This is a genomic window from Exiguobacterium sp. s22 (assembly GCF_018617455.1).
In the GTDB taxonomy this organism is placed as follows: Bacteria; Bacillota; Bacilli; order Exiguobacteriales; family Exiguobacteriaceae; genus Exiguobacterium.
On sequence record NZ_JACSKD010000002.1, the window covers coordinates 58,522 to 81,424 of the forward strand.

Sequence of the window (22,903 nt, forward strand, 5' to 3'; positions counted from 1 at the left end):
ACGGAGTCGCAACTGTGCGACTCCGTTCTTTTGGTCAATGTGCTGTGAAGCGAGCTGGTCCAATCGAAGAGACGAGACGTGTCGCGGCACGTAAGCAATCCAGCTGTCTCGTATACACACGGCTCACATCAGAAAAAGCAGAGGGGAGATGACCTGAGTCTAAGGGACCTTGTCGCATATAAGGAGATTCTCCGGCGCCAAGCGGTGTCGGATGAATCACAAACTTATAGTGTGATGGGTCGAGCTCGATGACCTCAATCTCTGCAAACAGTCGTGCGTCGCGTGTATATAAGAAGCGGGTGGATAACCATTTATCTGAATCTGTCATGGTTCACCAGTCCTTCCTCAAGAAGTTTTACCTCCCTTATCATAAAACAATTTTTGGATATTTCAAATGAAATATTCATATTTATGTAAATATATTTACTTGAAATTGTAAAAAAGAGTGGATTCGTGCAATCATTCCTTTGTTTGAGTAAAGTTAGGGAAGAACGTACGAAGGCGGGGTGACAACATGAGAAAGAACGCGACAGGGACGTATCGGTTCGTCCTCATTCTTGGGGCGAAAGTGAATGGGACTCGACCGTCCCGAGCGCTCCAACATCGAATTAACGTGGCCGCCGCCTATGCGAAGGCAAACCCTCATGTCGAACTGATCGCAACGGGTGGTCAAGGACCAGATGAAGGGATGGCGGAGGCACACGTTATCGAACGAGAACTGAAGGCGCAAGGGATTGATGCGACACGCATCCATGTCGAAGCGACATCGACGTCGACGATTGAGAATTTTGAGCACAGCCGTTCATTTTGGGATGGCGCATCAGGTGTGACGATTGTGACGAATGATTTCCATGTGACGCGCGCCCGTCTGATCGCGAGACTCTATTTTCAGCTCGAGAGCGATGCCCTATATGCACCGACCCCACCGCTTGCGAAAGGACGATATCTCATCCGTGAAGTATTGGCGTATGTGAAGCTGTTGGGACGTTACGTATTCAGAAAAGAAAAAAACTAGGCCCTTGCACTCGCAAGAGCCTAGTTTGGTTGGCAGCCGATTTCTTCGTTCAGCACATTTCCGAACGCTTCGGCACCTTCCACATTCAAATGGACCCCGTCGCCTTCGAAATACGCTTCTCTCCCGATTGACCGTTCATGCCAATCGATGAGGGACACGTTCTCGTGCAGTTCACTGGCTCGGGCGAGTTTCTCGTTGACCTCGCTCTCCCATGGACGTGGGACGCGCGTATTGATCAAATAGATGTGATCCGCTCGCTCGAACTGCTTGAGTAGCGTCTCGAGTTGCTCCATTTTGAAGGCACCGTTCGTCCCGAGATGGAGGAATACGACGTGACCTGGAGCATTGTACGATTGATATTGTGACGCGACCGGGATGGCGTCGCGAACTTGACGTCCGATTTGGGCGTCAATTTTCATATTCGGGAAGGCATCTGCCAAATATTCGTTCAATCCGAGCATGACCGAGTCCCCAATCGCGAGAGCCGGTGGACATGTCTGGATGTCTGGTTCTTCAGGTGGTGCCGTGTTCTCCTCAGTCGATGTCTCTTCAGACGGGACGTCTTCCGATTCTTTCGGTACGTCCGGTCTTTCTTCTTTTGGCATCGGTACTTTCACGATTGGAATTTCATCCTGAACCGATTCTGGTTCTGTGAATGCTAAGATGGTCAGATTCCCAACGAGGACGAGTGAGAGTGCCGTCGCACACGCCGTGGTGACGAAGCGTGCGCTCGGATGCGTCGGTGTCGAGATGAGCTGACGGAACGCTTGTTTGAATCCATATCGGCGAATCGGTGTCTCGACGTAGCGATACGACAACTCGGCGATCAAGAGCGTCAACACGACTTGCCCGACGGAAAGAATTGGTGAGAACGTACCAAGTCGTTCGAGCGGTGTCGATAGAATGATGACCGGATAGTGCCACAAGTAAATCCCATACGTCCGTGTGCCGATCACGCGAAGCCAAGCGCTTCCAAACAGTCGTGACCAAATGGTCGCCGGATGGGCGACAGCGGCAATCAATAGGGCGGATAAGAAGGCGACAAGTAGGAAGCCCCCATAATAGAGGAACGCATCGTAGGCGTTGACATGACTGATGATGTATCCGATCCCGACGAGTGAGATGCCTCCTGCGACGTTTAACACGTGGCGACCGATAGAAGGGATAACTTCTTTGAATGTATCCGGACGCCAACCAAATGCTAAGAGAGCTCCCATGAGCAGACCGAACAATCGTGTGTCGGTTCCGTAGTAGACACGGCTCGGGTCGGCCTCGGGCACATATCGGAACGCCATCCAAGCGGCGGAAACGAATAAGAGTGCAGCGACCGATTGGAGCAACCGCTTCCGAAACGCGAGACCGACGAGTAAGAGTAACGGCCAGACCGCATAAAACTGTTCTTCAATTGAGAGAGACCATAAGTTTTGAAGGGGTGACGGCTTTCCGAAACTCTCGAAGTACGAGACTTCGTGGAAGATATACCACCAGTTATTCACATAGGCGAGTGCGGCCAATGAATCCTGGCGCACCGTATCGAGCAAGGAGCGATCAAATAGCGTCACATACGTCATGACGACCGACAGCATCAAGACGAGTGCCGGCAGCAATCGTCGGAAACGTGCGACGTAGAATGTTTTCAAATTGATTGTGCCCGTCTTCGTCCATTCTCGAAGCAAGATGCCGGTGATCAAATAGCCGGACAAGACGAAGAAGACATCGACACCGAGGAACCCCCCGGATATGTAAGGTACGTTTAAATGATATAAAATAACAGCCAAGACGGCGAACGTGCGCAAGCCATCGAGACCAGGCATATACGTTGTATGTTTGAGTGGTTTCATGCCCCCACTTCCTTTCTAGTAAAGCGGACATTTCCCTTAATTTTCAATCCATTCTTTAGTATAACGAGCGAGGGAGAGGGAATGGTTTCAAAAGATTAACAATCAAATGACGTAAAAACCCACCAAAAAAGGGACACGAGGTCCCTTAGGAATTACATCAACTTAATCAACGTCCCACCAAGTACTCCGGCGATAACGAGCGCCCATGGGGGCAGTTTCCAATAGGCAATCATGACGAACAGGAAGGCGGCAAATACGAAGTCGACCGCGTCGTTGACGGTACTCGTGAAGATTGGGCTGTAGAATGCCGCAATCAAAATCCCGACCACTGCCGCGTTGACGCCGATGAGGGCGCCGGCGACTTTCGGATTATGACGGAGCGCGTCCCAAAACGGAAGGGCCCCGAGGATAAGCAAGAAGGCCGGCAAGAAAATCGCGACCGTCGCCAGGATGCCACCCGATAAACCATTGATCACCGTTCCTAAATAAGATGCGAACGTGAAAAGCGGTCCAGGGACGGCCTGAGCGGCACCGTATCCTGCGAGAAAGGCTTCTTCACTCAGGAAACCAGCAGGCACGAGCTCACGCTCAAGTAACGGCAAGACGACGTGACCACCGCCGAAGACGAGGGCACCGGCCCGGTAAAAACTATCGAACAAGGCAATCGTCTGATTTTCAAACGTCTCTCGCAAAATCGGCAAGATGACGAGAAGGGCACCGAATATCGACAGCAAGACGGCCCCGAGTCGTTTCGAAATGGGGAACGCACTTGATTTCGCATCGAGGCGCTCGGGCTTGAACAACAAGAATCCGGCGAGAGCCGCGAGAAGAATAAACAACACCTGACTGAACGTCGTCTGCCATAATAGGACGCCCGCCAAGGCGAAAAAGGCGATCGTTCGTGTCTTTGTATCAGGTGTCAGTTTACTCGCCATCCCTAAGATGGCATGGGCGACGATGGCGACGGCGACGACTTTCAAGCCATAGAGCCAACCTGCGTCGGACACATCGAGCCCAGACAACAATAAAGCGAACAGGATGAGGGCAACGACCGACGGCGTCGTGAAGCCGATGAACGAGGTGATCCCACCTAATATACCGCCGCGGACGATCCCGATGCCGATGCCGACCTGTGAACTGGCCGGTCCAGGTAAGAATTGGCATAAGGCGACGAGGTCGGCGTATGCTTTCTCATCCATCCATTTGCGTCGTCTCACATACTCCTCGTGGAAGTACCCGAGGTGGGCGACCGGTCCACCGAACGAGGTGAGGCCGAGCCTCGTTGAAACGAATAAAATTTCTAGTAACGTTTTAAACGTCACACGTTGTGTCATGTCTTCACTCCTTAATTTCTTTGAATAGCTCATATGCTTTTTGACGGGCTTCTTTCAACACTGAGAGCCCTTTTTCGGTCGTCACGTAATTTTTACGGACGTGTCCATCGACCGTCTCGTTCTCACGAATCAAGAGCCCGTCTTTTTCCATACCATGCAGGATCGGGTAGAGCGTTCCGGCACTGATTTCGTACCCATGCTCCCGAAGTTCATCGACCATCCATGCCCCGTAGACGGGATGTTCTGCGGCATGATGCAAAATGTGAATATGGATGAATCCAAGAAACAACTTCCGCAAGACGCGGTCTTCCATATGTTTCATCTCCTTCATATCGAAAATCGATATCGGTTTTCGAAACCAGTCTAACAAATGAGAGAAATGGTGGCAAGAAGTCGGCATGCATTTTACAAAAACTTTAAAAGTGTATATGGGAATGACTTCGGAAAAAATAGGGAATCAATCATAAATAAGGTAAACTAGGTAGTGATTATTCTTGCTGAGGAGGAAGTGACGTGACAAACCCCATTCATTCTTCATACGATACATTGTTACGCCATATGCCCCAAGGCTACGTCGAGTTTAAAGTGATATACGACGATGCTTCGGAGCCGATTGACTATGAGTTCTTTGAAGTGAATCCTGCCTTTGAGAAGATTATGAAGGGGAAGCGCAAACACTTTATCGGAAAAAAAGTGTCAAGCGCCTTAAAAGACTTTGAATACAGTGAGCGGGAGTGGATGATTCAAGTGGCACACGTCGTCAACGATGGCGGTACGGTGACGTTCGAACATTTTTCTCGTCGCAATAAATCATGGTTCGAGATGTCCGTTTTCAGTGAACGACAAGGATTTGTCTCGGTCATGTTTCATGATATTACGCGGCACGTCCAAGAAAACAATGCGTTGAAACAACTCGTGAACGTCTCGCATCGATTCATTTCGACAGGAAGCGACTTGTTGATGAACCAACAATTTCTCGACCAAATTCGTGATTTCACCGGCGCGAAGGCCGTTGCGCTTAACTTAGTAGAGGATCATGGCGAATCATACACGACGGTCGCCTTATCCAGTATCGACGAAATGTTAGAGAGAAGTCTCGACGTACTCGGTTTCCATCCGGTTGGACGCAAATGGCCGATGACGGATCAGCGGCGAGAGTTATTGAATCATTCGAACCCTCTTGTGTTCGATGGGATTGACCCATTGATTGATGGCGCCTTGCCGAAACGACTCATTAAAAACTTACTTCGAATTTTCTCACTCGGAGAAGTTGTTTTATTTAAAATCGAAAAGGACGGTATTTTATACGGGGACTTGACGATTGTAATGGAACAGGGGAAACAGGCGAACCGTCTCGGTCTTGTGGAGTTGTATCTCGTCCACGTCCACCAACAATTGACGAAAGCCGATCATCAAGTAGGGGAAACGAAGAAGTCGATGTTTGATGGATTCGCGACACTCGACTTGGAATGCATCATGGCTTTGAACACCCGACAAGTGCTTCATTTGAACGATACGTGGGAGCGCGTTTTAGGATACTCTCTTGAAGAGTTGGAGAATATCGATTTCCTCAGCCTGATTCATCCGGATGATGATGTCATTACGGAAGCCGGCTTTGCAGAACTTGAAGAACGCGGTGAACTGTTCCGCTTCGTCAACCGGTTCCGAACGGTTGACGATACGTATCGTTCGATTGAATGGCATTGTAAGCTTCAAGGGAATTATATTTATGCGGTTGCCAAAGACGTGACCGACCGGGTTCAGTTAGAAGAGAAATTAGCGGATCGGGACCGGTTATTGACGAAGCTGTCCGACCAAATTCCTGGGGCCATCTATCAGTTTGAGCTGCTGCCCGACGGTAGTTTCAACTTCCCGTTCTTTAGTAAAGGATTCGAAGATATGTTAGGAATTACGGCGGAAGAAGTGCAAGCAGAGGCAGGGATTGTCTTTCAACGGATGCACCCGGATGACTATCCGTATGTCATGCAGTCGATTGATGAATCGTATCGGAACTTGACGATTTGGGACGCGGAGTTTCGCGTGTTGACCGAGGATGGCCGTACGATTTGGATTCTCGGGTCATCCCGTCCGGAGAAGATCGCGGAAGGTCATGTGCTCTGGCATGGCTATATCGGGGACGTCACGGAGAAGAAAAAGTATGAGAAAGAGATTGAGTATCTCAGTTATCACGACCAGTTGACGGGTGTCAAAAACCGCCGTTACTTTGAAGAGGCACTGGAACGTTACGATGATGAACACTATTATCCGCTCTCTCTCATCGTCATCGATATTAACGGTCTTAAGCTCACGAACGATGCGTTCGGTCACTTGGTTGGCGATCAGTTACTTGTCGAAGCAGCAAATATTTTACGAAATGAATTGCGTGCGAAGGATGAAGTGGCGCGAGTCGGGGGCGATGAGTTTGTCATCATCTCGCCGAACACGACACTCGATGAAGCGAAACAACTGTCGGACCGTCTTGGTCGTCTCTTCCACGAACAGACGGTAGAAGGGTTACCGATTTCCGCATCGTTCGGTGAAGCGGTCAAACATGACTCCAATTCCGAATTGAGCGAAGTGTTCAATTTAGCGGAAGATCGGATGTATCACCATAAGGTTTCTGAAAAGCAGAGTCGACGCCACCATTCCATTCAAATCATCATGCGTACGCTGTACGAGAAGATTCCACGCGAAGAGGCACATTCAAAGCGGGTCGCCAACTTGTCCGGGCAACTCGCAGAGGCGATGGGCTTCACGACTGCCGAGGTGAACGAGATTCGCACAGCCGCCATCTTGCATGATATCGGAAAAGTGGCCATCAGTAACGACATTCTAGACAAGCCCGACGCGTTGACGGAAGACGAGTGGCGCGAAATCAAGCGCCATCCGGAAATCAGTTATAACATTTTAAGTACGGTGCCTGAATATGTCGCCTTGTCCGAAATCGTACTGGCGCACCATGAACGTTGGGACGGAAAAGGGTATCCGAAAGGATTGAGCGATTATGACATTCCGCTCGCCTCACGGATCATTGCCGTCGCCGACACGTTTGACGTCATGGTGACAGGGCGACCGTACAGACAAGCGAAGACGATTGACGAGGCACTTGCCATCATTAAAAAAGAGGCGGGGAAACAGTTCGATCCGACGCTCGTCGATGTCTTCTTTGAAAAAGTTGTGCCGACACTTCAACAATAAACAAGCGAGTCCTCCTAAAATAGGGGACTCGCTTTTTCAAACGGTCAGTGGTCGTTTCTTCAATACGAAGATGGTGAGCAGGAAGACGATTCCCGTCATGCCGATCATGACAAGGATGGAGAGGAACGGGAACTGTCCCTCATACATCGTGATGACACCGTTATTTAACCAATAGGTCGGCAAGAAACGACCGACGAGTTTCAATGAATCCGGTAACCAAAGGAGGCTGATGAATGCCCCACCGGTGATAGCGGACGCCATCGTGACCGAGATTTGAAAGATGTTCGCCTTCTCCCGATTCGTCGCAAAGACGGCGATGAGACCACCGAAGGCTAAACAAACAAGGAGGTAGGAAGCAAACAATGCGAACACGGTCGGGAGATAGGACCAGACGTCTTGACCGTATAAAGCAAGGCTCACACCGATCAACAGCATCACGTAGACAAAACCGACGAGATAAAAGGCGAGGAGAAGTGAGCCGAAGTAACGCCTTGGTGTCACGGGTGAGGCAAACAACCGCGCATAAATCTTCTCGTCCCGGTCGTCTGCGACAAACATCGGGATGAACTGAAGAAACGTCGACATCATGATGAACGACAATAGACCGAAGAAGGCTTGTGTCCGAGCAGTCGTGGCAACACTCTCTTGGAACGGTTCACTTCTGAGGGTGTAACCGTTCGACGTCTCAGTTGATGCGAGCTGTTCGAACGTCGCTTCCTCATAGCCACTCGCTTCGAGCAGTTGTTGTTCCCGGGACAGATGACCGTTCAGTGCCTGCTCGATCAACGAGGCGTCACTCCCAGCAATCGCGGAGAAGGAGAGGCGGGGCATCTCGCCTGTGAACGCCTGTTCCGTGAAGTCTTCGGGAATAATCAGAACGATGTCTTCCCCTTCTAACAAGACGTCCTCCGTGTCCGACTCGAGCAACGTGACCCGACCAAATCGTTCGGCCTCGTCAATGAGGCGTTCGGCGAGGAGTCCACCATCCCGGTCGACGATGCCGATTGATGCGTTCAAACTGGACGTTCCGCCGACGAAAGAGAGAATGAGCGCGAATCCGAACATCGACACGAAGGTGAACACCCATAACCCTTTCTTCCGGAGCATTCGTTTGGCCACGTGTCTAATAAGCACCATGACGCTTCCCCCCTTTCGAAAGAAGATAACTGATTGCAATCAAGACGAGTAAATGAATCCCGAGCAGTCCGAGACTTTGCCAATACATACTCATGTCCCCTTCGCGGAGGAGGACGGCAAGCATCCCGTCCCGCATAAAGATCGGCATGAACACATAGGCAGCCCATGGCGCATAGTTCAACGTCACTTGGTCAAAGCCGGGGACATAGCCACCAGATAAGATCATGAGGATGGCGACGAACCCGTTGACGATCGCGTCTTTCGTCGTCGTGCTCAACTTCGGCAAGTTGACAATCAAAAAGCCGATGGCGACCCCGTACGCGGTCAAGGCGAGCCAAGACAGAATCAGATAGCCGAACTGTACGTTGGTCAAGTCGAACGTACGATAGACGAAATGGCTGAACCAAAACAGTAGGATGAGCTGCAATAAAATGATGACATAACGACTGAACGTCCGGGCGAGGCGGTACTGAATCGTCCGAACAGGAGCCGCCTGGATGCGTAAATAACTGCCTGTGTTCGGCTGTTCTTCCCGCGCCATCGCCGTGATATAAAATGAACCGAACAGTGCTGTCATAATGGAGATGGTGACGGTGAAATATTCGAGCGAGGTCGGGGTGCGACCTGCCAAGTCGACACTTGACGTGTCGAGCCAAGCCTCATTCTCATACGGAGCCGACACGCCCGCTTCGGCGAGCGTGATCTGTTGATTGGCGATCGCCGTATATTGACCGAGGATGGCATCGAGGACGTCGAACTCGACCGTCGTCGGCTCTTCATAAAAGAGCGTGATATCTGCCACGTCGAGCTGTAAGATGACGTCGGCATCACCATCGTTGACGCCACGTTCGGCAGCTGAGATGTCTTCGTATGGGACGAGTTGAATGAACGCTTTGATTTCCTCATCGTTTAAGAAGGTTTCGAGTGGTTCGCGATACTGGTCGGTCGACGATTCCACGTAGGCGACATTCGTGACCGGAAGCTTGAATGTGTCACTGAAGACGGCCGACAGCATCGTCCCGAGTCCAAAGATGAGGATGAGCGGGAAGATGAGCATCCAAAAAAGGGTGGCGCGATCCCGGAGCCGTTGTTTCACATCATATTTGATAAAAGTCCACATGACGACCCTCCTATTCCCGGAGCGTCTTCCCCGTCAATGCCAAAAAGACGGTATTGAGGGAAGGACGGTCGACGGTGATGGAGGTGAAGTGAACATGTTCTTGATGGAGCGTCTCGAGGAGCGGGGCGAGTGGCGTGTCCTTGTCTAACGACACCTCGATATATGGCTCTTCATACTCCACTTTTTGAACGTGTTCGAGTGCATCGAGACGTTCGAGCAAATTTGGCGTGAGTGCATCGACTTTAATCCGGGCCGTCTCGAGCGTCATGACGCGGTCTTTCAGTTCGTCTTGTGTCCCCTCGGCGATGATCTTCCCTTCGTCGACGATGGCGATTCGGTCACAGAGGAGTTCGACCTCTTCCATATAGTGTGACGTGTAGATGATGGTGGCGCCGCGACGATTCAGTTCACGGATATTTTCTAGAATGGTATTTCGCGACTGCGGGTCGATGGCGACAGTCGGTTCATCCATAAAGATGAGTTCAGGCTCATGGACGATACCGCAAGCGATATTGAGGCGACGGAGGAGACCTCCGGATAGTTCAGGGGGACGTTTCTTTTGATGGGCATCGAGTTCGACGAAGTGAAGCGCGGCCTCGGTCTTTTGTTTCGCTTCTTTCGGGCTGAATCCATATAGTTCCGCAAAAAATTGAATGTTCTCATAGACGGTCAGCTGGTCATAGACAGAGACGTGCTGTGGCACGATCCCGACACGGCGCTTGATGGCCAGTTCGTCTTTTGGCATCGCTTTTCCGAAAATGTGGATCGACCCGGAGTCCGCCTCGTATAGATTCAACATGACCGAGATGGCGGTCGTCTTTCCGGCACCGTTCGGTCCGAGCAATCCGAACAGTTCCCCGGCTTCTACGTTTAAACTAAGGTCATTCAGGGCGACAGTGTTCCCGAACCGTTTCGTGACATGGTCGAGTGAAATAATCGACATAGGTAGGCTCCCTTCAGCGTTCATCTGTTCATCATTCCACACAAAGGTGTTCGAGGATTGTCACGAATATCCCTGTCCGGAATCATCAAAATATGTAATAATCTAATTATTCAGATAATTAAGGTGTCGAAATGAGGGATTTGGATGAAAGGATGGCAATTCAATAAACAAGAGGGGGCGTTGTTCCCGGACGAGATCGTGCTTTCCGCGTTTTGTACAGTCGAACCGAAACGAATGGATTCGACGTTACCGTTTTACTATGACGAATCGATTTTTCGATTCACAAATAAGGAAGAGACGTTCTACTTTAAAATATCGCCAAGCTATCACGAATTTGAGATCAACGTCAAAAATCGGGACGGGGAGCTCGTATATTATCAATTACTCCGTACCGTCAGTAAAGTCGAAATCTTAGAAGACCGACGGGATCAGGCGGAGTTATTGATCGTCCTCGCAGAAGATCGGAAGCGGACCGTGACGTCAATCGAATTGACCGTCCGACCGCGTTTTCGTGTGCTCGTGAAAGAGCACGAGGTATAAGGAGCGAGTCGACCTTAGGAGCGGATGCGAATCCGCTTTTTTGAATGGTCAAACAAAAAGACAGCCACGACGTGACTGTCTTTTCGTCGGTTATTTCGTTAAAAAGACTTGGACATGGACGGTAAATCCTTGAGCGTCGGTCGCTTTGCCAATTCCGAGATGCGTATAATTCGCATTCAAGATGTTTGCGCGATGACCGCTACTGTTCATCCAGGCATCGACCGCAAGGACCGGGTCGCTTGAGCCTTTATAGATGTTCTCTCCCCAGCCCCGATACGAGACACCGTAAGCGTCTAACGTATCACCAGGTGTGCCGTTCTCGTTGAGCGTATGCGAGAATTGACCTGTGCGTGCCATTTCATCGGCACGGACTTGAGCGACACGATTCGCCTCACTCGAAGCGGCGAGAAGGGAGAGGCCGGCAGCATCCCGTTCTTTGTTCGTCTCGGTCAACACGTTGATGGGTGACGTGAAGCTGACGTGTTTCGCAAGGATGTAGCCGGTATACGAACCATACCGGACCTTATACCAACGAGTCGTACCCGTATAGCGATATGAGACGGTCTCGAGCTCGGTGCCTTGTCGCACGAACTTGACGTTCGAAGAGGTCGTGAGCGGACGTGATTTCAAATAGACGCTCGATGGCTTGACGTACGTCGGTTTCGTGAATGTCACCTCAGCAGTGGACAAGCGAACATACTTGGCGGGCAGATAAGCATAGCCGCTTCCCCATTGGATCTTATACCAACGCACGCCGTCCAACTGGAACGATGTCCGGACGCGCATCGAGCCGTCTCGTGGGATGAGCGCAAGTCGTTTCGCGCTCAAAGAAGGTGACTGCCGGACGTTGAGCTGACTGATGTTCGTCACGTAACCGGTCGTATTGATTGACGTCTCGTAATATGCTTGGACAGGACTAATAGAGAGTGGTGATCCGATCACACCGAGTGTCAGAATGATGGTGAGTAGTAGAGAGAGATGCTTCTTCAATGGAATCGACTCCTTTTATGGGACTCCCTATATTCTATATTGTTTGGGTGATTTTTGGTTTTACCATTTCATTACAAAAAGGATGGACTCTTCGTGAGCCCATCCTCGCTTCATTTATACAGCAAATACTCTTTTCGAATCGGGAGGAAGGCGTCTCGCTCGTTCTCGATTTTCGTCAGGATGTCTTCAAGCGGAGCTCCCTCGAGAATCATGTCTTTCACGTAGGCGTTTCCTGTCAGTTTCGTGATGAAGTCGTTCGCTAAAAATTCGAAGTCGTCCGGATACATGTCATGAGCCGTTTGAATCATCGCAATCCCGGTTCGCGTCGATTCGAATCGAGCCGGGTCGGTAACATACACCTCAACCCCGTGCGTCAGTTTGCCCGCATGCTTAGAGAACGTCGGAGTGAACGAGGCGGCCCGGAAGGCGACACCCGGCAACTCGAGTTCGTTCAGCTCATTCGCATATTCATGCGCTTTTATATACGGCGCGCCGATCAGCTGAAACGGTTTCGTCGTCCCGCGACCCTCGGATAGGTTCGTTCCTTCAAACAATCCGGTCGCAGGGTAAACATTGACCGTGTCGGTCGTCGGCATGTTCGGGGAAGGCATGACGAACGGGAGTCCCGTGTCCTCATACATCATCGAACGTTTCCATCCTTTCATTTTGACGACTTCGAGGTCGGCTTGAATCTTATACTCGGTGTTGAACAGTTGCGCGAGTTCTCCGACGGTCATCCCATGCTTTAATGGAATCGGATAGAGGCCAATGAAGCTGGAGTAGTTAGGGTCGAGCACCGGTCCGTCGACGCGAAGCCCGCCTTGTGGGTTCGGACGGTCGAGGACGACGAACGGAATCCCGTTCTCGGCTGCGGCTTCCATCGCATACGCCATCGTATAGATATACGTATAGTAGCGTGTCCCGACGTCTTGGATGTCAAAGACGAGCACGTCGACATCTTGTAGCATCTCAGGAGTCGGTTTCTTCGTGGCACCATATAGACTATATACGGGCAATCCCGTCACGTCATCGATGTAGGAGGTGACGGTCGAGCCGGCTTGGGCATCTCCTCGCACACCATGTTCCGGTCCGTACAATGCCGTCAATTCAAAGTCATCGGACTGGTCAAACAGGTCGACGATGCTCGTTCGTTCCGCATTGACCCCGGTCGGATTCGTGATCAGTCCAACCCGTTTCCCTTTCAAGATTTCCGGATTTTCCATCAAGCGGTCGACCCCGAGTTCGACCTTTGGCTTTTTCGGTTCAGACTTCGCATCGGCTTCCAACCAGACGATGGAAGTCGTAAGGATCGTCAACGCGGCCATACCACCCATCCACTTTTTCATCAGAAATTCCTCCTTCGATTCATGTAAGCGCTTCAATTTCTTAACAGGAGTGTATCATCTAGAAATTTAATTTCAACTTTTAATCATAAAAATAGGAATTTATATTTCTAGATTTCGTACTTTTCTCCTAATCGCATACAAAAAACGTGCCCTTCGATGAAAGACACGTTCTTTCTTACTTATCTGACCGCGAGCGCTTTCCATCCCGTTGCGCTCATGACGGCGCTCACTTTGGATTTCGGGATGACCAAGCGACCACGATACGGGTCATTGATATACAAGTTTGACTTGTCATAACCGGTCGCCAACATGACGTGATAATTGACGTAGCCGGTGAACTTCTTGTTCGAAGCGGTGTACCAGTTGAAGTAGCCGTAAGGTTTGTTGAAGTCGACGCTCGCCCAGACGATGACCGGGTTGCCCATCGACAGTTCACGTTCGATCGAACCGAGGCCCTGGTTGGACAAGTCTTTCACGGGACGATATTTGCTGGCGAATCCGATCATACCTTTTGGATAAATCCCATAGTTCTTATATTTGCCGAGCGTCCCTTTCGGATCACCTGTGAACATGACGTTCGGGTCGACCCAGCGATAGAGACGGTTCTCATAACGGGCGTTCCACATACTCTTTGGCATCTCGTTATATAAGGTCGAGGCGCTGACGGCACGACCTTTCTCTTCAAGCGCCATCTTGAGGGAGAAGAACTCGCAGCCTGACGGATACCCCATCGGGAACTGACGATAGAGCGGGACGCTCATCTTATAGACGGACAGTGCCTGAGAATAGGCACCACGCGCATCGAATGAGGCGTTTCCGACACGACGGTTTTGATACATCTTTCCGTATGGATCAAAGTAATACCACTTGCCGTCGATGGCTTGCCAATCCGTCTTTTTCGTCAAGGCCGGAGCATAATATTCGTACTGGGTCGTATATTTCCATCCCTTCTCGGGGACACCTGTCGAGTGGAAGTGATACGTCTTCCCATCTAATCGGAATTTTCCTTGCAACCGGTATCCGTAGGTCGGGTGGAATCCGACCTTTTTCCCATCAATCGTTTGGAATCCATACTCGCGGCGTCCGTATGCATCGAATGAATAGACGCGTGCATTTAGTTTATGGACTCCTTCTAGTCGGTACCCGTACGTCGGATGGAACCCATACATGACGCCATCGATGCGTTGAAGCCCGTACTTGCGGTCGCCGTATTTTCCAAAGAGGTAGTGGCGATTGTTGATGCGATAGAGTCCTTCGAGGCGATATCCATAAGTGGGGTGGAAACCGTACATCTTGTCACCGATCCGGGCGAGTCCCTGGCGACGTACCCCGTCATCCCCGAAGTAATAGCGACGTGTGCCGATCGTCTGCCATCCGGTCGCCATCTTTCCTTGCTCCATCAAATAGTATTTCTTGCCGTCAATCGTATACATCCCTGTATGGATGGTGCCATCTGAGAAAATATAATGCTTGGCGTTTCCGAGTTGTTGCCATCCTGAGAGACGGACCCCATCCTCGTTGAAGTAGTATCGTTTGCCTGCAATCGTCTGGAATCCCGTGACAGGTTGACCGGTCTCGTCGTAATAGTAGACGAGACCATCTCGTTCTTGCCAGCCTGTGAGCAACTTCCCGTTCTCGTCAAATGTGTATGTCGTGCCGTCGATCGTGTAAGCACCCGTAATGAGTCGACCGTCTGTCTCGAAATAATATGTAGCGTCTTCAATCGTTTGCCACCCTGTGAGGAGGGTGCCATCTTCATTCAGATGATACGTATTCCCATCGATTTCTTGCCATCCCGTCAATACCGTCCCATCACTCGATGTATAGACGATGCCATCCTCCGTCTGTTGGAATGAACCTTCTGCATGTGTCAGAAGGGGAGAGGTAAGGAGGGTGCCGGCGATTAAACTAAATAGGGTAGTTGTCTTCCACTTCATATGAGTAAACCTCCCGATTTTCAAAAAATGCTATATAAAATAATATAACCATTTTTATCCAAGGGGAGATAGTGGCAAATGAATCATTTAAGAGGTCAGACGTTTACGCCGAATGGCTCATGAACCGAAGTCGTTTCGACGCCACAAAAAGGGAGAGGAGCACGACAACGGTTCCCGTCACGAGTGGCCACACGAGATCCACCTCGGTCAGGAGCACCTGACTCGATAGAGGACCGAGCATCCATGGCATCCAATCGAGGTCGACCCATCCGATGAAGAGCGACATGACGAAATGAAGACCGAGCGTCAAGACGACCGCGACGACCCCGCTCTCGAGCATAGAGGCGAGGAGAATGAAGATGGAAAGCTGGACGACGAAATGACAAACGAGAAGTGCCGTCGATACGAGAAATGCGGGTACGTCAAACGTCTCGAAAAGAATGACCGTATAGTAAGCCGCTGCTAGTTGGGCGAGTAAGAGGCCACCGACCGTCAAGAGGACGTAATGTGCCCATTTGCTGATGACGATGCGAGACGTCGGGATTTGTAACGACTTGAGCCAGGCGAGCGTCCCGTTCGTCCGCTCATTACTGAACGTGTGCATCGCCGACAACAAGACGACGAGAAGTCCGATTTGACGAAGTTGTTCACTGACCGAAATCAATACTTCTTCCGGTGTCGGTGTCGGAAGTTCGATGACGGCCCCGTCTGGTAAGTTGCCGCCGGCTGCGAGAATATCCGGTAAAAAGTAGAGCGTGAGCGGCTGCATCGAGGCAAGGAGCATGAGGGCGATCGGGATCCAGATGAGCCGTTTGTTCGACCATGCCTCTCGCCATTCCTGTTTGAAGATTGCGGTACGCATCAGGCATTCACCTCCAAGAATAGGGACTCGAGTGACGGATGGCCGACGTGTAGCGATTGGATGGTGACGTTCCGTTCCAGGACGCGCCGCAAAATCGCTCGTTCGGCGAGATTCCGGTCCGTTGACTCGAACGTCCACGTGGAACCCCGTTTCGTTGTCCGAGCCACGCCTTCTAATTGCGTCCAGTCTGCTTCACTCGTCTCGTCATCAAAAAGACGTAACTCGATGGTCGACTTTGACCCGAGCAGGTCGATCACGGTCCCTTCCATGAGCAATTTGCCTTGGCGAAGCAAGAGCACCCAGTCGCTCGCTTCTTCGGCATCTGGCAGGACGTGCGTCGAGTACAGGATCATCCGCTCTCGCTTCAAGTCACTCAACAAATCGAGCACTTCTCGTCGACCGCGTGGGTCGAGTGCGGAGACGGGTTCATCGAGCAGTAAGAGTTCCGGGTCATGCACGAGCGCCTGGGCAATCCCGAGCCGTTGTCGCATCCCGCCCGATAAATTCGTTGCTGGACGGTCGACGGGTTCGAGCCCGACCCGTTTCAATAGTTGGATCGGGTCGACATGTTTCGTCCCTGTCAATTCAGCGGCATACCGAATCGTCTCGACAGGTGTCAACGATGGATAGAGGGCCGGACGTTGCGGCAAATAGCCGATTCGAATGCGTTCATGTCCGCTCATGTCGCCACTTGTAGGCTCGGTGACACGTGCGAGCAGGTTCAAAAGTGTCGTCTTCCCGGCGCCGTTCTCTCCGAGAAGGGACGTACAGCCCGGTCGTAATTCGAAACTGACATCATCGAGTGCCGTGAAGGAGCCGAATTGTTTCGTTACATGTGTGACGTTCATCGCGGTGTCCGCCCCCATAAGAAGTAGATGATCGGACCGAGTATGTTGATGAAGACGATGACGAGTAGCCATACCCATTTCGGCCCGTTCGTCACGTCGCGTTTGAACAAGTCGATCAAGGCGACGACGAGTAAGATGAGTTGCAAAATCAAAACAGGTAATAAAATGAGAAAAAGGGTATTCGGGTCGTTTACAATGTCCATCGCGTGAACCTCCTTATTAAAATAGACTGTCCTTAACACATTCTACACGTACGGGGTGTCCCCTGTATGTACACAAAAAATTCCCCACCTCATGAAGAGATGGGGACGATGCATTATTTGACGATGATGACAGGGGCGAGAGCACGTTTGGCGAGTTTATGACTCACGCTACCGAGAACGAACTCTTGGAACGTATTCAGTCCGCGTGATCCGACGACGACATACTCGTACGGCTCATGGTTCGCATATTTGACGAGCTCGACGTCCGGTTCCCCACGAAGTTCGATGTATTCGTAGGCGATGCCTTCTGCTTCCGTCAACTCAAACAGCGGCTTGAGCATCTGCTTTCGCTTCGTCTCCAAATCAATCTTTCCTGTCGAATTGAGGGCCGATTCTTTCGATTCCTTCGCGCTGATGACGTGCACGATGTCAATCGATGCATGCGACGCCTTTGCGAGCTGAATCGCTTTTTCAAGCGCACGTTTCGAGTGGGCAGAACCGTCTGCCGCTAAAAATACCTTTCCCATGAAAACTCCTCCTCTTTCGCACGTTCTACTTTTAGTATAGGTGATTTAACGAGTCGGGGGAACGGTGAATCAATGTCCCGCGTTCGCGTCTTGTTGCTTCAAGTGAAGCGCGAGCGTGTTGAGCAGTTTTTCCGAGTCTTTGTTCAAGTTGAGCAGTTCGGGTTCGATGCCGACTTCCCGATACTTGAAGACGACCTTATCGATTGCGCCGATGGCCGAATCGTCCCAAAGATGGGTATTCGCAAAGTCGATCGTGACTTTTTTGACACCGGCATCAACATCTTCCGTGATATCGAATTGGTTGACGAATTCAGACGTCGAGGCGAAGAATAGCTGTCCGTTGACCGTATAGTCGGCGCGGTCGGACGTGACACTTCGACCGAGGTCGATTTTTGAGATTTTAGCAGCGAACAAGATGGCTGCCGTCAAGATTCCACCTAATACACCGAGTGAAAGGTCATGCGTGAAGACGGTGACGAGTACGGTGACGAGCATGACGACCGTGTCCGACTTTTGAGCAGTACGCATCGCTTTGAGCGAACCCCAGTCAAACGTCGCATACGAGACGAAGAACATGACCCCGACGAGCGCACCGACCGGGATGAGCATGAGCACATCGCTGATCGTCATGATCATGATGAAGAGCGCGAGCCCGGCCGTGAATGTCGAGAGTCGACCACGGGCGCCTGACGAGACGTTGATGACCGACTGTCCGATCATCGCACATCCTGGCATCCCACCGAAGAAACCGGCGATGATGTTCGAGATTCCTTGTCCGCGCGATTCGCGGTTTTTGTTTGAGTCCGTTCCTGTCATGTCATCGACGATTTGAGCCGTCAAGAGCGATTCGATCAATCCGACGAAGGCGAGCGAGATTGAGTACGGCAAGATGATCATGAGCGTTTCGAGCGTGAACGGCACGTCCGGGAACAAGAAGTCCGGAAGCGTCGCAGAAATCGTTCCCATGTCCCCGATGTTTTTCGTGTCGAGTCCGAGCGTGATCGCGAGGACCGTCATGACGACGATGGCGACGAGCGGTGCCGGAATGGCTTTCGTCACACGTGGGAACAAGAAGATGATGGCGAGCGATGCGGCGACGATCGCCCAGATAATCCAACTCTCTCCTTCAAAGTTAGAGAGTTGCGCTTGGAAAATTAAAATCGCAAGCGCGTTGACGAAACCGACCATGACGGCACGTGGGATGAATTTCATCAAGCGGGCGATGCCGAGATAACCGAGAACGATTTGGATGATCCCGGTTAGAATACCTGCAGCGAGCAGATATTGGAGTCCATGGTCAGCGACGAGTGAGACGACGACGAGCGCCATCGCACCGGTCGCAGCCGAAATCATCGCCGGTCGACCTCCGGCAATCGAAATGACCATCGCGATGATGAAGGAAGCGTATAGCCCGATCATCGGGTTGACTCCCGCGATGAGGGAGAAGGCGATGGCTTCCGGGATGAGCGCCAAGGCGACGACGATCCCGGCCAAAATGTCGGCCCGGACGTTTCCGAACCATTCGTGTTTCAACGTATTCAATCTTTCCAAAAGAACACACCTTTCTATTTATAATAGTTTGATTTTCGAGTCTCACGAAAATCAAAAAACTGGAATCCGTTCATTTTCAACGTGTTTCATCATACCGAATTGAGTCCAAAATGACAATTGCTTCGCGTATAAAACTATGTTAATTTCATAACGTATAAGTTATATAACTTTTTTGTTATATGAAAGGGTGAGAGAAGATGTATGCCGTTGAAGAATTGAGCAAGGTGCTCAAGGTGCTCGGGGATTCGACCCGATTGACGATGTTGAAACAAATGGAGGCAGACGAGCAGTGTGCGTGTAGTTTCGTCGATCGTTTCGATATCTCGCAACCAGCGATCAGCCGTCATTTGAAAATGTTACGTCAGGCAGGACTACTGTTAGAACGTCGAGACAAACAGTGGATTCATTACCGGTTGAACGAGACGAGTCCGTTTTATCCGCTCGTCACCGAATTATTAGCCAATCTAGAAACCGTCGAACCGAGCTGTGATTGTGAGCCGGATTGTACGATGTAAGGATAGAGACAATAGAGATTATAGGAGGAACTTATTGTGCAGTGGATTGCTAGTTTAATTTTTCTTGTGACGCTTTTCCTCATCATCAAGCAACCGAAAGGCCTCGGCATCGGTTACTCGGCGATGGGGATGGCCGTCATCGCCCTCGTTTCAGGTGTCGTCAATCTTGATGACGTCGGAACGGTGTGGGGCATCATTTGGAACGCGACGTTCACCTTCATCGCGGTCATCATCATCTCGCTCATTTTAGATGAGATTGGATTTTTCGAATGGGCCGCATTACATATGGCGCGAATCGCCAAAGGTGGCGGCGTGAAGCTCTTCGTTTATATCACGTTACTCGGTGCGCTCGTCGCGGCCTTGTTTGCGAACGACGGGGCAGCGCTGATCTTGACACCCATCGTCTTGGCGATGGTCCGGGCACTCAAACTGCCGGACGCGGTCGTCTTGGCATACGTCATGGCATCCGGATTCATCGCCGATACGGCGAGTCTCCCGTTCATCGTCTCGAACCTCGTCAACATCGTTTCAGCCGACTTCTTTGATATCGGCTTCGCCGAGTACGCCGCGCGGATGGTATTTGTGAACGTGTTCGCGGTCGCGGGGAGTCTGCTCGTCTTGTACCTTTACTTTAAAAAAGACATCCCGAAACAGTATGACGCCTCACAGTTGGCTGAACCTTCGTCCGTCATTAAAGACCATACGATGTTCCGCTTATCGTGGGTCGTACTCGGGTTACTGGTGATCGGGTACTTCACGAGTGATTTAGTTGAAATCCCCGTTTCGCTCGTCGCGGGTGTTATCGCCTTGTTCTTCCTTATAATGGCGAATCGCTCGTCAGCCGTACAGACGACTCAAGTCGTCAAAGGCGCACCGTGGGCCATCGTCTTCTTCTCGCTCGGCATGTACATCGTCGTCTACGGTTTACAAAACGCCGGACTCACTCAAGTACTGGCGAACTTTATCGACTGGTTCGCGGTGAACGCCTTCAGTGCCACGTTCGGGATGGGCTTTTTGGCTGCCATCTTGTCATCGGTCATGAACAACATGCCGACGGTCATGATCGACGCGCTCGCCATCGACTTGACGCATACGACCGGACAGATTCGGGAAGCGTTAATCTATGCGAACGTCATTGGTTCGGACCTCGGTCCAAAGATTACCCCGATTGGGTCGCTAGCGACGCTTCTATGGCTCCACGTCCTTCGTACGAAAGGGGTCAAGATTGGCTGGGGTGAGTATTTCAAAGTCGGGATCATCTTGACGATTCCCACACTGGCTATCACGTTGCTCGGTCTATATATCAGCTTATTACTTTATTGAGGAGTGGTTATATGAAATTAGTCATCATCGGTTCAGTCGCTGCCGGGACATCGGTCGCGGCGAAAGCACGTCGGAACAACGAAGACGCACAGATTATGATTTACGACCGGGACTACGACATCTCGTATTCGGGATGTGGGATTCCATACTACGTCGGTGGAGAGGTCGAGTCTCGTGACGACTTGACGCCACGTGACGCTGCCTTCTTCAAGAAGCGTTACAACATCGACGTCATGACACGTCACAATGTCACAGCCGTCGATAAAGACGCGAAGACGGTGACGGTCGAAAACTTAGAGACAGGTGACACGTTCACGGACGCCTATGACGTCCTTGTCCTCGCGACGGGTGCGTCAAGCATCATCCCACCGATTCCTGGGGTGAAGTCGGATAATGTTTTCCCGATTCGAAACATCCAACATGCGGAGGCGACACGCTCCTTCGTCGATTCGACAGACCCGAAACATGCGACGATCATCGGCGCCGGCTTCATCGGGCTAGAGATGGCAGAACAGTTGAAGCTTCGCGGTGTGGACGTGACCATCATCGAACGTGTATCACAAGTGATGCCGCCACTCGACAAGGACATGGCGTGTCGCGTCGAGGAGCACCTCGAGAAGAATGGAATCGAGCTCATGCTCGGGGAGACCGTGACAGAACTCGTCGGCGACGGACATGTCGATCGGGTCGTCACGGAGAGTGGGAAGACGATTGAGACCGACCTCGTCATCTTGTCGGTCGGAGTCCGTCCGAACGTCGAGCTCGCCATGCAGATGGGGGTCACACTAGGTGAAACGGGTGCGATTGCCGTCAATGAGCGGATGGAAACGAACATCCCAGACGTCTATGCAGCAGGAGACGTCGCGGAGAGCTTCTCGATCGTGACGGGCAAACCGATTTGGCGCCCGCTCGGTTCGACAGCGAATAAGATGGGGCGGACCGCTGGGGACGTCATCACAGGCGGTCATCTCGAGCATCGCGGTATTCTCGGCACGGGCATCTTCAAAGTGTTCGGACTTGCCGTCGCACAGACGGGGCTGGCCGAAAAAGAAGCACGCGAACTCGGGTACGATATCGAGGTGCTTCATAATACGAAGCCAGACAAGCCCGCTTATATGGGTGGGAAAGATATGACGATTAAAGCGGTCGCAGACCGTGCGACACGTCAACTGCTCGGCGTCCAAATCGTCGGATTTGAAGGAGTCGACAAACGAATCGACGTCTTCGTCACGGCCATCACGCTCAAGGCGAAAGTCGACGACTTGTTCCATCTCGACCTCGCCTACGCACCGCCGTTCTCGACGACGAAAGATCCGGTCATGTACACGGGGATGGTGCTGTCGAACAGTATCGACAAGGCGGCGCGACTCATCACACCGGCGGAGCTTCAGACGCGAATCGATGCCGGGGAAGATATGCAAATCATCGATACGCGGAAAGCTTCACAGTTCGAGAAAGCGTGTGTCGATTGTGCGGTCAACGTCCCACTCGGCAACCTCCGGGAAGCGGCGAAAGACATGGACAAGGACAAAAAGACCGTCGTCTACTGTAACGGTGGGGTGACGGGGAACGCAGCCCAGAACGTGCTTCGTAACCTCGGATTCACTGACGTGTACAACTTGTCAGGTGGAAACAAGAATTATCAGTTGTTTAAAAAATACGGAAACTGATCA

21 protein-coding genes are annotated in these 22,903 nt (G+C 51.3%); 6 read left to right on the forward strand and 15 right to left on the reverse strand.

The window, feature by feature from the left end; all coding sequences use genetic code 11:
• Nucleotides 1-34: 34 nt before the first annotated feature.
• The gene (locus KNO94_RS04105) at nt 35-328 is read right to left on the reverse strand and encodes a hypothetical protein (RefSeq protein WP_214777715.1); all 294 of its coding nucleotides are present in this window, start codon (nt 326-328) and stop codon (nt 35-37) included.
• 186 nt (nt 329-514) lie between these two features.
• On the opposite strand from KNO94_RS04105, the gene KNO94_RS04110 reads away from it, so the two are divergent.
• Entirely contained in the window at nt 515-1,015 is a 501-nt protein-coding gene (locus KNO94_RS04110) for a YdcF family protein (protein ID WP_214777717.1), read from the forward strand.
• A gap of 20 nt (nt 1,016-1,035) precedes the next feature.
• Here KNO94_RS04110 and KNO94_RS04115 read toward each other — a convergent pair whose 3' ends face one another.
• The 3 genes from KNO94_RS04115 to KNO94_RS04125 form a co-directional block, all read right to left on the reverse strand.
• Nucleotides 1,036-2,856: an acyltransferase family protein gene (locus KNO94_RS04115; protein ID WP_214777719.1), complete on the reverse strand. Its 1,821-nt coding sequence runs from the start codon at nt 2,854-2,856 to the stop codon at nt 1,036-1,038.
• Between the two features lie 152 nt (nt 2,857-3,008).
• Nucleotides 3,009-4,190, reverse strand: coding sequence for a chromate efflux transporter (chrA, locus tag KNO94_RS04120; RefSeq protein WP_214777721.1), 1,182 nt, complete (start codon nt 4,188-4,190; stop codon nt 3,009-3,011).
• Nucleotides 4,191-4,194: 4 nt separating this feature from the next.
• Complete coding sequence (locus tag KNO94_RS04125) at nt 4,195-4,503, reverse strand: PadR family transcriptional regulator (protein ID WP_214777722.1); 309 nt, start codon at nt 4,501-4,503, stop codon at nt 4,195-4,197.
• 200 nt (nt 4,504-4,703) lie between these two features.
• Here KNO94_RS04125 and KNO94_RS04130 point away from each other — a divergent pair, with 200 nt between their 5' ends.
• Nucleotides 4,704-7,388 (forward strand): HD domain-containing phosphohydrolase, encoded by a 2,685-nt coding sequence (locus KNO94_RS04130; RefSeq protein WP_214777725.1) that lies wholly within the window; start codon nt 4,704-4,706, stop codon nt 7,386-7,388.
• 36 nt (nt 7,389-7,424) lie between these two features.
• Here the strand turns inward: KNO94_RS04130 and KNO94_RS04135 are convergent, their stop codons facing one another.
• From KNO94_RS04135 to KNO94_RS04145, 3 genes are read right to left on the reverse strand one after another with little or no spacing between them, the layout of a single operon-like run.
• Entirely contained in the window at nt 7,425-8,525 is a 1,101-nt protein-coding gene (locus tag KNO94_RS04135) for an ABC transporter permease (RefSeq protein ID WP_214777727.1), read from the reverse strand.
• Nucleotides 8,512-9,645 carry an ABC transporter permease gene (locus KNO94_RS04140; protein ID WP_214777729.1) on the reverse strand — a complete coding sequence of 378 codons (1,134 nt, stop codon included), beginning with the start codon at nt 9,643-9,645 and terminating at the stop codon, nt 8,512-8,514. The genes KNO94_RS04135 and KNO94_RS04140 overlap by 14 nt, the downstream gene beginning before the upstream one ends.
• A gap of 10 nt (nt 9,646-9,655) precedes the next feature.
• A complete protein-coding gene (locus KNO94_RS04145; RefSeq protein ID WP_214777731.1) occupies nt 9,656-10,588 on the reverse strand; it encodes an ABC transporter ATP-binding protein in 933 nt (310 codons plus the stop codon).
• Nucleotides 10,589-10,732: 144 nt separating this feature from the next.
• Here KNO94_RS04145 and KNO94_RS04150 point away from each other — a divergent pair, with 144 nt between their 5' ends.
• Nucleotides 10,733-11,128 carry a hypothetical protein gene (locus tag KNO94_RS04150; protein WP_214777733.1) on the forward strand — a complete coding sequence of 132 codons (396 nt, stop codon included), beginning with the start codon at nt 10,733-10,735 and terminating at the stop codon, nt 11,126-11,128.
• Nucleotides 11,129-11,218: 90 nt separating this feature from the next.
• Here KNO94_RS04150 and KNO94_RS04155 read toward each other — a convergent pair whose 3' ends face one another.
• The 8 genes from KNO94_RS04155 to KNO94_RS04190 all read right to left on the reverse strand — a co-directional run bounded on the left by KNO94_RS04155 (nt 11,219) and on the right by KNO94_RS04190 (nt 19,392).
• The gene (locus KNO94_RS04155; protein ID WP_214777735.1) at nt 11,219-12,118 is read right to left on the reverse strand and encodes a CAP domain-containing protein; all 900 of its coding nucleotides are present in this window, start codon (nt 12,116-12,118) and stop codon (nt 11,219-11,221) included.
• Nucleotides 12,119-12,228: 110 nt separating this feature from the next.
• On the reverse strand, nt 12,229-13,452 hold the full coding sequence (locus tag KNO94_RS04160; RefSeq protein WP_483299170.1) for an exo-beta-N-acetylmuramidase NamZ family protein: 1,224 nt from the start codon (nt 13,450-13,452) through the stop codon (nt 12,229-12,231).
• A gap of 191 nt (nt 13,453-13,643) precedes the next feature.
• Nucleotides 13,644-15,401 carry a C39 family peptidase gene (locus tag KNO94_RS04165; protein ID WP_214777739.1) on the reverse strand — a complete coding sequence of 586 codons (1,758 nt, stop codon included), beginning with the start codon at nt 15,399-15,401 and terminating at the stop codon, nt 13,644-13,646.
• A 103-nt stretch (nt 15,402-15,504) separates the two neighbouring features.
• Complete coding sequence (locus tag KNO94_RS04170; protein WP_214777741.1) at nt 15,505-16,263, reverse strand: ABC transporter permease; 759 nt, start codon at nt 16,261-16,263, stop codon at nt 15,505-15,507.
• Complete coding sequence (locus KNO94_RS04175; RefSeq protein WP_214777743.1) at nt 16,263-17,111, reverse strand: ABC transporter ATP-binding protein; 849 nt, start codon at nt 17,109-17,111, stop codon at nt 16,263-16,265. Before KNO94_RS04175 ends, KNO94_RS04170 begins: the two co-directional genes overlap by 1 nt.
• Nucleotides 17,108-17,314, reverse strand: coding sequence for a PLD nuclease N-terminal domain-containing protein (locus KNO94_RS04180; protein WP_031422647.1), 207 nt, complete (start codon nt 17,312-17,314; stop codon nt 17,108-17,110). The genes KNO94_RS04175 and KNO94_RS04180 overlap by 4 nt, the downstream gene beginning before the upstream one ends.
• A gap of 113 nt (nt 17,315-17,427) precedes the next feature.
• Complete coding sequence (locus KNO94_RS04185; RefSeq protein ID WP_214777745.1) at nt 17,428-17,841, reverse strand: universal stress protein; 414 nt, start codon at nt 17,839-17,841, stop codon at nt 17,428-17,430.
• Nucleotides 17,842-17,910: 69 nt separating this feature from the next.
• Complete coding sequence (locus KNO94_RS04190) at nt 17,911-19,392, reverse strand: SulP family inorganic anion transporter (RefSeq protein ID WP_214777747.1); 1,482 nt, start codon at nt 19,390-19,392, stop codon at nt 17,911-17,913.
• 197 nt (nt 19,393-19,589) lie between these two features.
• On the opposite strand from KNO94_RS04190, the gene KNO94_RS04195 reads away from it, so the two are divergent.
• The 3 genes from KNO94_RS04195 to KNO94_RS04205 are packed head-to-tail and all read left to right on the forward strand — an operon-like array spanning nt 19,590 to nt 22,900.
• Nucleotides 19,590-19,907, forward strand: coding sequence for an ArsR/SmtB family transcription factor (locus tag KNO94_RS04195; protein WP_214777748.1), 318 nt, complete (start codon nt 19,590-19,592; stop codon nt 19,905-19,907).
• A gap of 36 nt (nt 19,908-19,943) precedes the next feature.
• The gene (locus KNO94_RS04200; RefSeq protein ID WP_214777750.1) at nt 19,944-21,230 is read left to right on the forward strand and encodes an arsenic transporter; all 1,287 of its coding nucleotides are present in this window, start codon (nt 19,944-19,946) and stop codon (nt 21,228-21,230) included.
• Between the two features lie 11 nt (nt 21,231-21,241).
• Nucleotides 21,242-22,900 carry an FAD-dependent oxidoreductase gene (locus tag KNO94_RS04205; protein WP_214777752.1) on the forward strand — a complete coding sequence of 553 codons (1,659 nt, stop codon included), beginning with the start codon at nt 21,242-21,244 and terminating at the stop codon, nt 22,898-22,900.
• Nucleotides 22,901-22,903 lie beyond the last annotated feature (3 nt).